At 74.1% G+C, this 12,596-nt stretch carries 11 protein-coding genes; 7 read left to right on the top strand and 4 right to left on the bottom strand.

Annotation, left to right across the window (positions count from 1 at the left end):
- The first annotated feature begins 336 nt into the window (after positions 1 to 336).
- Positions 337 to 1,074, top strand: a complete 738-nt coding sequence (locus tag GA0070214_RS31865) for a hypothetical protein (RefSeq protein WP_167364286.1) — start codon at positions 337 to 339, stop codon at positions 1,072 to 1,074.
- A gap of 9 nt (positions 1,075 to 1,083) precedes the next feature.
- Here the strand turns inward: GA0070214_RS31865 and GA0070214_RS17755 are convergent, their stop codons facing one another.
- The 3 genes from GA0070214_RS17755 to GA0070214_RS17745 all read right to left on the bottom strand — a co-directional run bounded on the left by GA0070214_RS17755 (position 1,084) and on the right by GA0070214_RS17745 (position 5,889).
- Positions 1,084 to 2,304: a hypothetical protein gene (locus GA0070214_RS17755; protein ID WP_091264524.1), complete on the bottom strand. Its 1,221-nt coding sequence runs from the start codon at positions 2,302 to 2,304 to the stop codon at positions 1,084 to 1,086.
- Between the two features lie 67 nt (positions 2,305 to 2,371).
- Positions 2,372 to 4,030, bottom strand: a complete 1,659-nt coding sequence (locus GA0070214_RS17750) for a GTPase (RefSeq protein ID WP_091265514.1) — start codon at positions 4,028 to 4,030, stop codon at positions 2,372 to 2,374.
- 17 nt (positions 4,031 to 4,047) lie between these two features.
- Positions 4,048 to 5,889, bottom strand: a complete 1,842-nt coding sequence (locus tag GA0070214_RS17745; RefSeq protein WP_091264520.1) for a GTPase domain-containing protein — start codon at positions 5,887 to 5,889, stop codon at positions 4,048 to 4,050.
- A 208-nt stretch (positions 5,890 to 6,097) separates the two neighbouring features.
- On the opposite strand from GA0070214_RS17745, the gene dnaK reads away from it, so the two are divergent.
- From dnaK to GA0070214_RS17725, 4 genes are all read left to right on the top strand, one after another.
- The gene (dnaK, locus tag GA0070214_RS17740; protein WP_091264517.1) at positions 6,098 to 7,957 is read left to right on the top strand and encodes a molecular chaperone DnaK; all 1,860 of its coding nucleotides are present in this window, start codon (positions 6,098 to 6,100) and stop codon (positions 7,955 to 7,957) included.
- Between the two features lie 45 nt (positions 7,958 to 8,002).
- Entirely contained in the window at positions 8,003 to 8,761 is a 759-nt protein-coding gene (gene grpE / locus GA0070214_RS17735; protein WP_091264513.1) for a nucleotide exchange factor GrpE, read from the top strand.
- A 76-nt stretch (positions 8,762 to 8,837) separates the two neighbouring features.
- Entirely contained in the window at positions 8,838 to 10,019 is a 1,182-nt protein-coding gene (gene dnaJ, locus GA0070214_RS17730) for a molecular chaperone DnaJ (protein WP_091264509.1), read from the top strand.
- Between the two features lie 30 nt (positions 10,020 to 10,049).
- Positions 10,050 to 10,490, top strand: a complete 441-nt coding sequence (locus tag GA0070214_RS17725; RefSeq protein WP_091264506.1) for a heat shock protein transcriptional repressor HspR — start codon at positions 10,050 to 10,052, stop codon at positions 10,488 to 10,490.
- Positions 10,491 to 10,592: 102 nt separating this feature from the next.
- Here the strand turns inward: GA0070214_RS17725 and GA0070214_RS17720 are convergent, their stop codons facing one another.
- Positions 10,593 to 11,156 (bottom strand): CGNR zinc finger domain-containing protein, encoded by a 564-nt coding sequence (locus tag GA0070214_RS17720; protein ID WP_091265511.1) that lies wholly within the window; start codon positions 11,154 to 11,156, stop codon positions 10,593 to 10,595.
- A gap of 86 nt (positions 11,157 to 11,242) precedes the next feature.
- On the opposite strand from GA0070214_RS17720, the gene GA0070214_RS17715 reads away from it, so the two are divergent.
- Both GA0070214_RS17715 and GA0070214_RS17710 read left to right on the top strand, forming a co-directional pair.
- On the top strand, positions 11,243 to 12,166 hold the full coding sequence (locus tag GA0070214_RS17715) for a ketopantoate reductase family protein (RefSeq protein ID WP_091264503.1): 924 nt from the start codon (positions 11,243 to 11,245) through the stop codon (positions 12,164 to 12,166).
- A 143-nt stretch (positions 12,167 to 12,309) separates the two neighbouring features.
- Positions 12,310 to 12,519: a hypothetical protein gene (locus tag GA0070214_RS17710; protein ID WP_091264499.1), complete on the top strand. Its 210-nt coding sequence runs from the start codon at positions 12,310 to 12,312 to the stop codon at positions 12,517 to 12,519.
- The last annotated feature ends 77 nt before the right edge of the window (positions 12,520 to 12,596 follow it).

The following is a 12,596-nucleotide window of genomic DNA, read 5'->3' as shown; positions in this document are numbered from 1 at the left end:
GAGCCCGACCCGGGAGCGCCGGCGCCGTACCGCACCAGCCGCGGGGTGCGCGGAGGTGGCGGCTGCGTTGCCGTCGTGCCTGAATGATTGCAGAGGAGGTGAGCGGGCCCACAGTACGGCCTCCTCCGCCGGTGACGTTCCGTCTTGTTCGCGGCGCATAGACGTATTTGTCTGGTGGGTCACTCCCAGGCGACGGACAATTTGTGTGTCGACACGCTGTGGTGGCTGGTGAACTGAGCGTCACTGGTTCAAGCTGACGGTGGTTCCCTTGTGGCATTTGTCCGTTTAGGCCTGCGCCGGGATCCTGCCCTGTCGACGCGTACGAGGAGTGTGTCCGTGTCCGAGCCGCCAGAAGGTTCACCGTTCCTCGGGCGGCACCGGGCTGCGCCGCGGTCCACCTACCGGCGGGTGGTCGGCGCGCACCGCGCGCAGGGGCTGAGCGGCCCGACCCGGGGCTACCTGTTCACCGTGGCGCTGCTGGCCGGCACCGCGTCCATGCCGATCCTCGCCGCGATCAGCGCCGGATCGGCCACCGTGGGGAACAGCGCCCTCCCGGACACCAGCACCCCGTTCCTCCCGACCCCCTCGGTCGGCCCGGTGGTGATCCCGCTGCCCGAGGGGACCCAGTCCCCGCTGCTGCCCACCCCGACCCCGGTCGCCGGAGCCACCACATTGCCGCCCGCGGCACCGGTGCTGCCGGCCGCCCCGGCCCTGCCCGACGACAGCGACCTCGGCTCCCGCCACCGGTCCCGCCCGGCCGCTCCCGCGCCGGTGCCGACACCCGGCCCGCCCCGGACCAGGCCGGCCGCTCCGCCGCGCCCGTCGCCGGTGCCCTCGCCGTCGCCGTCCGGCCCGGGCACCCCGGAGCCGAGCCCCAGTCCCACCGTCGAACCCACCGCGACCGGGCCGACCCCCGAGCCGTCGCCGTCCGACGATCCGGACCCGACGACCGCGCCGCCGGACGGCACCCCGTCGCCGACCGGCACGCCGCCGGAGGAGTCGCCCACCCCGACCCTCAGCCCTCGCGACCATCCGGACCCGAGCGCCACGGCGTCGGCCACGCCCGAGGTGTGAGCCGGCGGGTCAGGCCGGGTCGTCGGTGAGGCGGTGGCGGTTCGCCTCGATCCAGGCGTCCAGCGCCACCGGGTCGTCCGGGTCGACGCCGTCCGCCATGAGCTGCGCGACCGCCGCCGTGGCCGGGCTGCGCCGCTCGCCGGTGCTGTAGAGCCGGGCGAACTCGGGGATCATCTCCTCGATCGCCTCGTCCGTGCGGGCGGCCGCCGCCGGCGCGAGCCCCCGCTGGCGGGCCGCGTACGCCGCCCAGCCGCGCAGCACCCGCGGCAGCATGGCCGCGTCGTCCATGTCCAGGACGGCCCGCCGGTGCACCCAGTCGAGCAGGAACAGCTCGGCCACCGTCGGGCTCCACCGCATCGGGTCGGCGTCCGGGAAGCTCGCCGCGTGGTCCAGCAGCAGCCCCAGGCAGAAGTGCAGCGAGGCCAGCTCACCGTCGGCCACCCGGTCCAGGCTGAACCGGACCGCCTCCGGCGAGCCGAGGAAGGCGCGCACGAGCCGGGTCCGTGTCTCGTCGGTGAGCGGCAGGGCTTCGACCGTCGCCGCGGGCGCCGGGGCGGGCAGCACGGCCAGCCGCGCACCCACGAGCGCCCGGTCGGTGGCCAGCGAGCCCTGCGCGGGCAGCTCGCCGAGGTCGTCGGTGATCGCCAGGTGCCGGCTCACCTCGGTGCGCATCCGGCTCGGGTCCTCGGTGCGGAACCAGGTGAACTCGTCCTGCGTGCAGATCTCCCGGGCCTGTTCGACGATCCGGGCGGCCGGACCGCCCACGAACACGTCCTTGGTGATCCCGATGTTGTGGTCGACGAGGGCCACCAGGGCGTGCTCCGGGCCGCCCTCGGCGTCGTCGTAGGCGAAGGTGGCCAGGTAGGAGGTCTGGTCGCCGTACACGTCGCCGTACGACCAGGCGCCCGTGAGGTGCACCCGGCCGAGCTGGCCGGCCCAGGCCGGGGCGTACGCCCCCGGGCGGACCCGGGCGGCGCCCTCGGCGTCGGGCACCAGGGCGGCGAAGACGGCGCGGATGGTGGTCGCGGCGGCGCTGCGGCGGCGCGAGGTGGCGGTGAGGAAGCCGGCCACGAACTCGCGGACGGCGGTGTCCCGGTCGGTCTCGGCAACGGCGTAGACGCTGCCCAGCAGCGCGGCGCCGAGCATCTCCGCGTCCAGGGCGGAGTCGAGCCTCGTCACGTCGCGAGCGGCGTGCAGCACCGCCTCGTAGGGGGTCTGTGGCGTGGCCATGCGTCGACCCTACGCCGCCCGGCCCGCCCGGACACCGCTCAGCACGCCGGGCTTTCCGTGCCGGCACTCAGCCCCGGGCCGCCTCCCGCAGCGCCTCGCGCGCCTCCCGGTAGCGGGCCAGCACCGCCCAGACCGGGTTCAGCACGTGCTTCTCGCCGACGCTGCCCACCGAGGTGAGCAGCCGCTCCTCGGCCCGCCGGCGGGCACGCCGCGCCGCCCACCGGATCACCGGCCGGGTCAGCGCCGCCACCAGCAGCCCGGCCAGCAGGCCGCCGAGCAGCAGCACGGTGGGCCAGGGCACCTCGCCGAGTTCCGGGTAGTCGAGGGCGGGCAGGCCGAGGATGCGCAGGGCGTAGCCCAGCACCAGCCAGGCCAGGCCGGCCAGCGCCGCGAGGGTGACCAGCCACTGGAGCCCGCCGATCACCCGCCACCAGGCCGGCCGGCGGTCCATGCCCAGGTCCGTGGCGGCCACCGCGTGATCCAGCGCGTCCGGCAGGTCGGCCAGCCGGGACCGGGCCGCGGCGGTCACCGCGGCCGGCCAGGGCGCCGGCAGGCCGGCGGCGGAGCGGTCGGCCACCGCGCGGATGGCCAGGTTGAGCGCCGAGCGCTGCGCCGCGGTCGGATCGGGTACGGAGGTGGCCGCGACCAGGCTCTCCGCCGGCGCGTCGGCGCCCCCGCCGGGCAGGTGCAGCCGGCGCAGCGGGTCCGGTCGCAGTTTCCGCCAGCCCCGGACCAGCGGCCAGCCGGTGCTGCCGACGGCCCGGTGCCGGTACGCCCCCTCGACCGCCTCGGCCACCGTGGGCACCCCGGCCGCTCCGGCCAGCGCCGTGGTGAGTTCCCGTGCCGAGGCGTCACCCGGCCCGGTGCGCGGCGGCTCCGGCCCGACCAACGGGTCGAGCCCGGCCACCACGGCGTCCACGTCGCCGGCCAGCCGGCGCAGCGCGGCCTGCCGCTCGGCGACCGTGCGCTCCAGTTCGGCACGGAGCCCGTCCAGCCCCGCCGGGTCCACCGCCACGGTGGGCAGCAGCGGCACCCCCTCGAGCCCGTCGGCGTCGAGCAGCCGGCGCAGGTCGCCGAGGACCCGGGGCAGCTCGGCCGGGGGCAGCCGATCGGCCTGGTTGAGCACCACCACGGTCACGTCCCGGTGCCGGTGGAACTCGCGCAGGTAGCTGGTGTGGATCACGCGGTCCGCGTATTTCTGCGGGTCGACCACCCAGACCACCAGGTCGACCAGGCCGAGCAGCCGGTCGACCTCCAGCCGGTGGGTCCGCTGCACCGAGTCGAAGTCGGGCAGGTCCAGCAGGACCAGGCCGTGCAGGGCCGACTCGTCGTCGCCGTCCAGCGGGCTCTCCCGGACGAACCGGTGCCGGGGCAGCACCCCGATCCAGTCGAGCAGCCGGGATGCGCCGTCGAGCTGCCCCCAGACGCAGGCGTGCGCCACCCCGGTGGTCGGCCGGCGGACGCCGACCGGGGAGAGGTCCAGCCGGGCCAGGGCGTTGAACAGGCTCGACTTGCCGCTGCCGGTCGCGCCGGCCAGCGCGACCACGGTGTGGTGGCCGGACAGGGCGAGCCGGGTGCCGGCCCGCTCGACCACGGTGTGCGCGGCGACCAGTTGGGCGTCGGGCACCTGGCCGTCGACCGCGCCGAGGAAGCGCTGGACCGCCTGGAGGCGTGCGATCAGGACGTCGGGATCGACGCGCTGGCCGCCCCGGAACGCCTCCCGCATCCGGCCGACGATGTTGCTCACGCGCGCCCGCCCTCGTCGGCGGCGGGCAACGCGGGGCCCGGCGTGCCGGAGAGGCCGGCGCGGTGCCGGGCCTTCTCGACCTCGCCGGCCGCCCGGCGCAGCGCGGCGCCGGTCTCGGCGGCCGGGCGCGCCTCGGCGGTGCGGGCGAGGAACCGGTCGGCCTCCTCGCTCAGCAGCGCGCCGATCCGGTCCAGCAGGTCCACCCGCGCCTTGCTGGCCAGGTTGCGGACCGCCTGGTCGCCGAAGATCGCCTGGAGCACTGCCTGCGCGGCGACCGTGGTGCCGGCGCCGGTGGCGACCTCCAGGCCGGTCGGGATGAAGGCGGTGGCCGCGAAGACCGCGATCATGACGGCCAGGCCGGTGGCGTTGACCGCGTACGCCGCGGTGCGCGCCACGAAGCGCCGGTCGCCGCCCTCGGCCCGGACCAGCTCCAGCACCCCGCGCTGCCAGTCGCGGACCAGCCGCTCGGCGCGTTCGGGGAGGTCGGCCGACGCGTGCGCCAGCTCCGGTTCGAGCAGCGCCGCACCGGCCGGGTGTGCCTTCCACCCGGTGTACGCGTTCTCCGCCGCCTCGGCGGACACCCCGCGCAGCAGGGTGACCAGCTGGGACTCGATGGCGTTCCGCAGCTCGGCGGCCGGGGCCGGCCGGCCGGTGACCGCGGCCACCAGGCGGTCCCGCAGCCGGCCGATCCGCGCCTCCAGGCTGCGGAAGAACTCGCCGGTGCCGACGAACTCCTGCCAGCGGGCCAGCACCTCGCCGCGGAGCAGCCGGCCGTCCTTGAGCCCCTGGTCGACGGTCCGCTCCGCCCCCCGGTAGGCCGCCCGGACCCGCTCGTCGAGCGCGTCGGCGGCGGCCACCTGCTCGTCGGCGGCGTCGGCCAGCGCGTCGACGGTGGGGTGCAGGGCGGCCAGCGCGCCGTCGAGGGTCTGCCGGACCACCGCCGAGCGCGCCTCGGCGTCGGCGGCGAGCCGGGCGAACCACGCGGCCAGCGGCGCGGTCACCTTGTCGGGAAGCAGCCCCTGCCCGTCGACCCAGGTCTCCGGCAGGACGAACAGCGGTGCGGCGCCCAGGTCCTGTGCGGCGAGCATCTCGGACAGGTGGGCGGCGATCTCGTCGGCCGCCTCGGGGGGCACCCGGTCGAGGACCATGGCCACGGCCGTGCCGCGGGCCCGGGCACTGCGCAGCAGCTCCCACGGGACGGCGTCGGCGTAGCGGGCGGCCGTGGTGACGAAGAGCCAGAGGTCGGCGGCGGCCAGCAGCTGCCCGGCGAGTGCCCGGTTGGCGTCGACCACCGAGTCGATGTCGGGCGCGTCGAGGAAGGCCAGCCCGGCCGGGAGCGCCGGGGCGGTGACCAGCTGGAGGGTGCCGGGGTTCTCGCTCGGCTCGGTGGTGCGGGTCAGGCCGGGTAGCAGCTCGCCCTGGCGGAACCAGGCCGCGTCGGCCGGGTTGCAGACCAGCACCGGCGAACGGGTGGTCGGGCGGAGCACCCCGGCCGCGCTGACCCGCGCCTGGACCAGGCTGTTGACCAGCGTCGACTTGCCGGCGCCGGTCGAGCCGCCGACCACCACGAGCAGCGGGGCGTCGAGGCGGGCGAGCCGGGGCAGCAGGTAGTCGTCGAGCTGGTCGGTGAGGCCGGCGGCGGTGCGCCGGGCGGGCTCGGCCGAGGGCAGGGCGAGCGGGAACCGGGCCGCCCCGATCGCGGCCCGCAGGCCGGTGAGCGCGGCGGGCAGGCCTTCCGCGGCGTCGGCCGGCAGGTCCCCACCGGCGTCGTCCGGGCCGGTGCGGGCTGCGACGGCGGGCGCGCCGGCATGGGTGGCGGGATCGCCGTGCGTCGTCACCGCTAAAGCGTGCCCGACCGACGCAAGGTAAGACAACCGGACGGTAATAACGGTCAGGTTGCGTCGGGTCGGCTCAACCTCGACTTGCGGATCTCGTAGCGCGTGGCACTATTGAGTCAAGTTCACTCAACTTGTGGTGCGGTCGCTGCGGGCGACCCGCCGGGCAGGCCCGTTGACCTGCTCACCGTTACGAAGCGAGGAAGCGAACATGGCACGTGCGGTCGGCATCGACCTCGGCACGACGAACTCCTGCGTCAGCGTTCTCGAGGGCGGTGAGCCCACCGTCATCGCCAACGCGGAGGGCTCGCGGACGACCCCCTCGATCGTCGCGTTCGCCCGCAACGGCGAGGTGCTCGTCGGTGAGGTCGCCAAGCGCCAGGCGGTGACCAACCCGGACCGGACCATCCGCTCGGTCAAGCGGGAGATCGGCACCAACTGGACCGTCGACATCGACGGCAAGAAGTACACCCCGCAGGAGATCTCGGCCCGCACGCTGATGAAGCTCAAGCGGGACGCCGAGGCTTACCTGGGTGAGCAGATCACCGACGCGGTGATCACCGTGCCGGCCTACTTCAACGACGGCCAGCGGCAGGCCACCAAGGAGGCCGGTGAGATCGCCGGCTTCAACGTGCTGCGGATCGTGAACGAGCCGACCGCGGCCGCCCTGGCGTACGGGCTGGACAAGGGCTCCAAGGAGCAGACCGTCCTGGTCTTCGACCTCGGTGGTGGCACCTTCGACGTCTCGCTGCTGGAGCTGGCCGAGGGCGTCATCGAGGTCAAGTCCACCAGCGGTGACAATCACCTCGGTGGTGACGACTGGGACCAGCGCATCATCGACCACCTGGTGAAGACCTTCCGCGGCGAGCACGGCATCGACCTGTCCCAGGACAAGATGGCCATGCAGCGGCTCAAGGAGGCGGCCGAGAAGGCCAAGATCGAGCTGTCCGCCGCCACCACCACCAACATCAACCTGCCGTACATCACCGCCGGTTCGGCCGGCCCGCTGCACCTCGACGTGACGCTGAGCCGCGCCGAGTTCCAGCGCATGACGCAGGACCTGCTGGACCGCTGCAAGGGCCCGTTCGAGCAGGCCGTCAAGGACGCCGGGATCAAGATCTCCGACGTCGACCACGTCATCCTGGTCGGCGGCTCCACCCGGATGCCGGCCGTGACCGACCTGGTCAAGCAGCTCACCGGCCGCGACCCGAACAAGGGCGTCAACCCGGACGAGGTCGTCGCCGTCGGCGCCGCCCTCCAGGCCGGTGTGCTCAAGGGCGAGGTCAAGGACGTCCTGCTGCTCGACGTGACCCCGCTGAGCCTGGGCATCGAGACCAAGGGCGGCATCTTCACCAAGCTCATCGAGCGCAACACCACCATCCCGACCAAGCGCTCCGAGGTGTTCACCACGGCCGACGACAACCAGCCGTCAGTGCTCATCCAGGTGTTCCAGGGCGAGCGGGAGATCGCGGCCTACAACAAGAAGCTCGGCACCTTCGAGCTGACCGGCCTCCCGCCGGCGCCGCGCGGCGTGCCGCAGATCGAGGTCACCTTCGACATCGACGCCAACGGCATCGTCAACGTGCACGCCAAGGACCTGGGCACCGGCAAGGAACAGAAGATGACGATCACCGGCGGCTCGTCGCTGCCGAAGGACGACATCGAGCGGATGCGCCGGGACGCCGAGGAGCACGCCGACGAGGACAAGCGGCGCCGCGACGAGGCCGAGACCCGCAACGTGGCCGAGGCGCTCCAGTGGCAGACCGAGAAGTTCCTCGCCGAGAGCGGTGACAAGCTGCCCGCGGAGAACCGCGACCAGCTCAACGAGGCGCTCGGCGACCTGCGCAGCGCCCTCGGCGGCCAGGACATCGACAAGATCAAGGCCGCGCACGAGAAGCTGGCGCAGGTCTCCCAGCAGGCGGGCTCGCTGCTCTACTCGCAGCAGCAGGGCGAGCAGGGCGCGCCGGGCGAGGCCGGGCCGGGCGCCGGCGCGGGTGCGACCGGTGGCCCCCAGGCCGGCGGCCCCGACGACGTGGTCGACGCGGAGATCGTGGACGAGGACAAGAAGTGACCTTCGGTCCCGGACACGTTTCTCGCAGAGGGATGAGGTAGCCGCATGACGGAGAAGCCACGAGCCGCCGACCCGGGATCCACCGGGTCGGCGCGGGGTGGCTCCGCGGCCGGCGGGCAGGGTGCCGGTGAGGAGCCGCGGGTCGTCATCCGTGACAAGCGCAAGATCAGCAAGACCACCGAGCAGGCGGTGACCGACACGTCGGCCGCCGACGCCGCGGCCGACGCACCCGCCGAGGGGCTGGTCGAAGAGGCCGAGGTCGTGGTCGACGAGATCGAGGGCGAGGCCGAGGCCTCGGTCCCCGGCCCGCCAGTGGTCGACGCCCCGGCCCAGCCGAGCGAGGAGTCCGCCCCGGCGAACGCCCCGCTCGGCGCCGAGCTGGAGTCGCTCCGGGCCGAGCTGGACGAGCGGACCCGCGACGTCCAGCGGGTGTCGGCGGAGTACGCCAACTACCGCAAGCGGGTCGACCGCGACCGCAGCCTGGTCCAGGAGCAGGCGACCGGCACGGTGCTGACCGCGCTGCTGCCGATCCTCGACGACCTGGACCGGGCCCGCGAGCACGGCGACCTGGTGGGCCCGTTCGGCAGCGTGGCCGAGCAGCTCACCACCGCGCTGACGAAGTTCGGCCTGACCGCGTTCGGCGAGCAGGGTGACCCGTTCGACCCGACCCGGCACGAGGCGGTGGCGCACCAGACCTCCGCCGACGTGACCGAGCCGACCTGCGTGCAGGTCATGCGCCGGGGTTACCAGCTCGGCGAACGGCTGCTGCGGCCCGCCCTGGTCGCGGTCGCCGAGCCCGAGTAGTGCCGACCCGTGACGTCCCGCCCGCCCACGCCGGGCGGGCGGGACGACCGGGAGTCCCGTGGAAGGGGGTGGACCGGTGAGTTCCAAGGACTGGATCGAGAAGGACTACTACGCCGCGCTGGGCGTGGAGAAGTCCGCCTCCTCGGACGAGATCAAGAAGTCGTACCGGAAGCTGGCTCGGGAGTCGCACCCGGACCACAACCCCGGTGACCCGAAGGCCGAGGAGCGGTTCAAGGCCGTCTCCGAGGCGTACGCCGTGCTCGGTGACGAGAAGAAGCGGCGCGAGTACGACGAGATGCGGTCGCTCTTCGGTTCCGGCGCCTTCCGGCGCAACGCCCGCGGCGCGGGCCAGCCGGGCGGCATGCCGTTCGACGTCTCCGACCTGTTCGGCGGCGCGGGCGGTGGCGAGGCCCGGTTCGGTGGCGGTGGCCTGGGCGACCTGTTCAGCTCGATCTTCACGGGCGGGGGCGCCGGCGGCGCGGCCCGCCCGCGCGGCCCGGCCCGCGGCCGGGACGTCGAGACCGAGGTGGCGCTGGACTTCCCCGACGCGGTCCGGGGCGTGACCCTCCCGTTGACGTTGCGAGCTCCCGGGGTCTGCGAGACCTGCCACGGCAACGGGGCGAAGCCCGGCACCCAGCCGGTGACCTGTCCGGTCTGCCACGGCGCGGGGGTGACCACCCGCAACCAGGGGTCGTTCAGCTTCTCCGAACCGTGCCGCAACTGCCAGGGCGTGGGCACGATCGTCGAGGAGAAGTGCCCGGAGTGCCACGGCACCGGCGGGGTCACCAAGACCCGCACGCTGAACGTGCGCTTCCCGGCCGGAGTGGCCGACGGCCAGCGCATCCGGCTGGCCGGACGGGGCGAGCCGGGCGAGCGTGGCGGCCCGGCGGGGGACCTGTTCGTGCACGTCAAGGTCCGCCCGGACGAGCTGTTCGGGCGCACCGGGGACGACCTGACCCTGACCGTGCCGATCACGTTCGCGGAGGCGGTCCTCGGCACCGACCTGCGGGTGCCGACCCTGGACGGCACGGTGACCCTCCGGGTCCCGCCGGGCACGCCGAGCGGCCGGGTGCTGCGCGCCCGGGGCAAGGGTGTCGTACGCAAGGACGGCCGCGCCGGTGACCTGCTGGTCACCCTCGACGTGGTGGTCCCCGCGAAGCTGTCGGACGAGGCGCGGGCGGCGCTCGAGACGTTCGCGGAGCAGACGCCGCCGGCCGCGCGGGAACATCTCGATGCGCGGGTACGTCGATTCAGTTGACCGGGTGACAGGCAGCGGAGGTGAGCGGGGATGTCGCAGGAGTTCGTCGGCTCGGGTGACCCTGCCTACGAGGCCAAGGTTCTGATGATCTCGGTGGCGGCGCGGATGGCGGGGATGCACCCGCAGACGCTGCGCCAGTACGACCGGCTGGGCCTGGTGCAGGCCGGCCGGGCGTCCGGTGGTGGTCGCCGGTACAGCGTCCGGGACGTGGTGCTGCTCCGCGAGGTGCAGCGGCTCAGCCAGGACGACGGGATCAACCTGGCCGGGGTCAAGCGCATCATCAACCTGGAGCGGCTGCTGGAGGAGGCCCAGCAGCGGGTGGCCCGGCTGGAGGCGGAGCTGGACGCCGCGTACCGCCGGATCGCCGAGCTGGAGTCGCTGGGTGGCTTCTCCCGCGGCGACCTCGTGCCCACGAACCGCACCTCCACGGCGCTCGTCGTCTGGCGCCCCCGCCGCACCTCCGAACGCTGACCCGTTCACGGCCACCGGCCGGCGCGCGCCCATTCCGGGCCGCGCCGGCCTTTCGCGTTCGCTCCCGCTGACCAGCGGCATGTCCACGGTGCCGAGGTGGGGTCAGTCGGCGGCGCGCCGGCGGTAGCGGGCCATCTTGTCGCGGCTGCCGCAGGCCTCCATGGCGCACCAACGGCGGCTGCCCGCCCGTGAGGTGTCGAGGTAGAGCAGGGTGCACGTGTCGCTGGAGCATTCGCGCAGGCGGTTGGCGCGGGAGGCGCCGAGCAGGTCGACGCCGTCGCGCGCCACGAGCGCCAGCAACCCGTCGGCGGTGGGTGCCACCAGGCGTGTCGCCGAACCGTCCGCCGTGAGCCGGGTCGCGGGCGGCGCCTTGGCCGCCCAGCGGTTGACGAGATCGATGCTTTCCCCGTCCAGCGGTTCCCCGCGGACCCGGCCACGCATCAACCGGTAGAGGGCTTCGCGCAGCTCACGGGCGTTGCGGAGAGCCGATGCGGACACCGGCACGGTGAGGTCGGTCAGACCCGCCTCGACGAACCAGCGCGCAAGGTCGGCCGGGGCCGGGATGCGTTCGACGCCGCGGTCGCGCCACCGCAGGCCACGGGTCGCGGTGAAGTCGACCGACACCCGCCCGCCGACGAACCGGAAGGCCGCCTCATCCTGGAACACCACCCGATGATACCGGTTGAACCGGTAACTGAGATCACTCGACGGGTGCTGTCGCGTTACCGGCTGAACCAGTAACGTCTCGGCGTATGAGGATTCTCGTCGTCGGGGCGGGCGCGACCGGAGGCTACTTCGGCGCCAAGCTCCAGCAGGCCGGCCGGGACGTCACCTTCCTCGTCCGGCCCAAGCGCGCCGACGCGCTCCGTGCGCGCGGGCTGCGGATCACCGGCCTGGGGGCCGAGACCGTGCTCAAGCCTCGGCTGTTGACCGCCGCCGAGATCGACGGGCACTACGACGTCGTGCTCGTCTCGGTGAAGGCCACCACGCTGCCGGCGGCGATCGACGACGTCGCCGCCGCGGTCGGCCCGCGTACCGTGGTGATTCCCTTCCTGAACGGGATGGCGCACCTGGACGCGCTCAACGAGCGGTTCGGCGTCGACGCCGTGCTCGGCGGCGTGGTCCGCGTCCTCACCACGCTCGACGCCGAGGGTGACATCGTTCGGCTGGGCACCCTTGCCGAGATCGTCATCGGCGAACAGCGGGGCGGCACGTCGCGGCGCGTCGAGCAGCTCACCGAGGCGTTGTCCGGCGCCGACTTCGACTTCGCCGTCTCGCCGGACATCCGCACGGCCATGTGGCACAAGTGGGTCTTCATCAGCACCCTCGGCGCCCTCAACACCCTGGTACGCGGTTCGGTGGGCGACGCGACGGCGGTCCCCGGAGGTGATCGCCTCGGCCCGCAGATCGCCGCCGAGGCCGCAGCCGTCGCCGCGGCGGCGGGTCATCCGGTGCCGAAGCAGACCCTCGACAACGTCCGGGCCTTCGTGACCCGGCCCGGCTCGGACGACACCGCCTCGCTCTACCGGGACCTGGTTGGCGGGCAGCCGACCGAGGTCGAACAGATCTTCGGCGACCTCACGGCGCGGGCCCGCGCGCTCGGCGTACCCACTCCCCTGCTGGACGCCACGACGGTGGCCGTGCGCGTGCACGAGCAGCGCCTCACCCGCGGCTAGCGCGGTGGCCGGGATCAGCCGCCGGCGCCCGTCGGTGCGCCCCGGTGGTTCGGGGAAACCGGGGTGCCGGGCGAGGGCGATCCGCTAACATCTGAACCAGGTCCAACCAGCTCAATCCGGACTCCGAACTGGCAGGGGGAGCCATGGCGGAATCGGCGAAGACGGTGGCGGAACGGGCGGAGGAACGGCTGGAGCAGATGGCCGAGGACGTCCGGGAGCGATTCGACCGGATCACCCAGGGTCGCTTCACCGACAAGATCAAGGAAGGACGCTTCGCCGACCAGGTGGACCACGGCGTCGACCGCGCCAGGGACGACGAGCGGCGGAAGAAGCAGGGCGGATCGACCGGCTGACCGATCCGCGACGTGCGGGCCGGGACCCACGGGGGGTCCCGGCCCGTTCGCCGTAAACGGTGCGGGTCGGGACGCTG

Source organism: Micromonospora chaiyaphumensis (genome assembly GCF_900091435.1).
GTDB lineage: Bacteria > Actinomycetota > Actinomycetes > Mycobacteriales > Micromonosporaceae > Micromonospora > Micromonospora chaiyaphumensis.
This window is presented reverse-complemented; position numbering and strand designations above follow the sequence as displayed.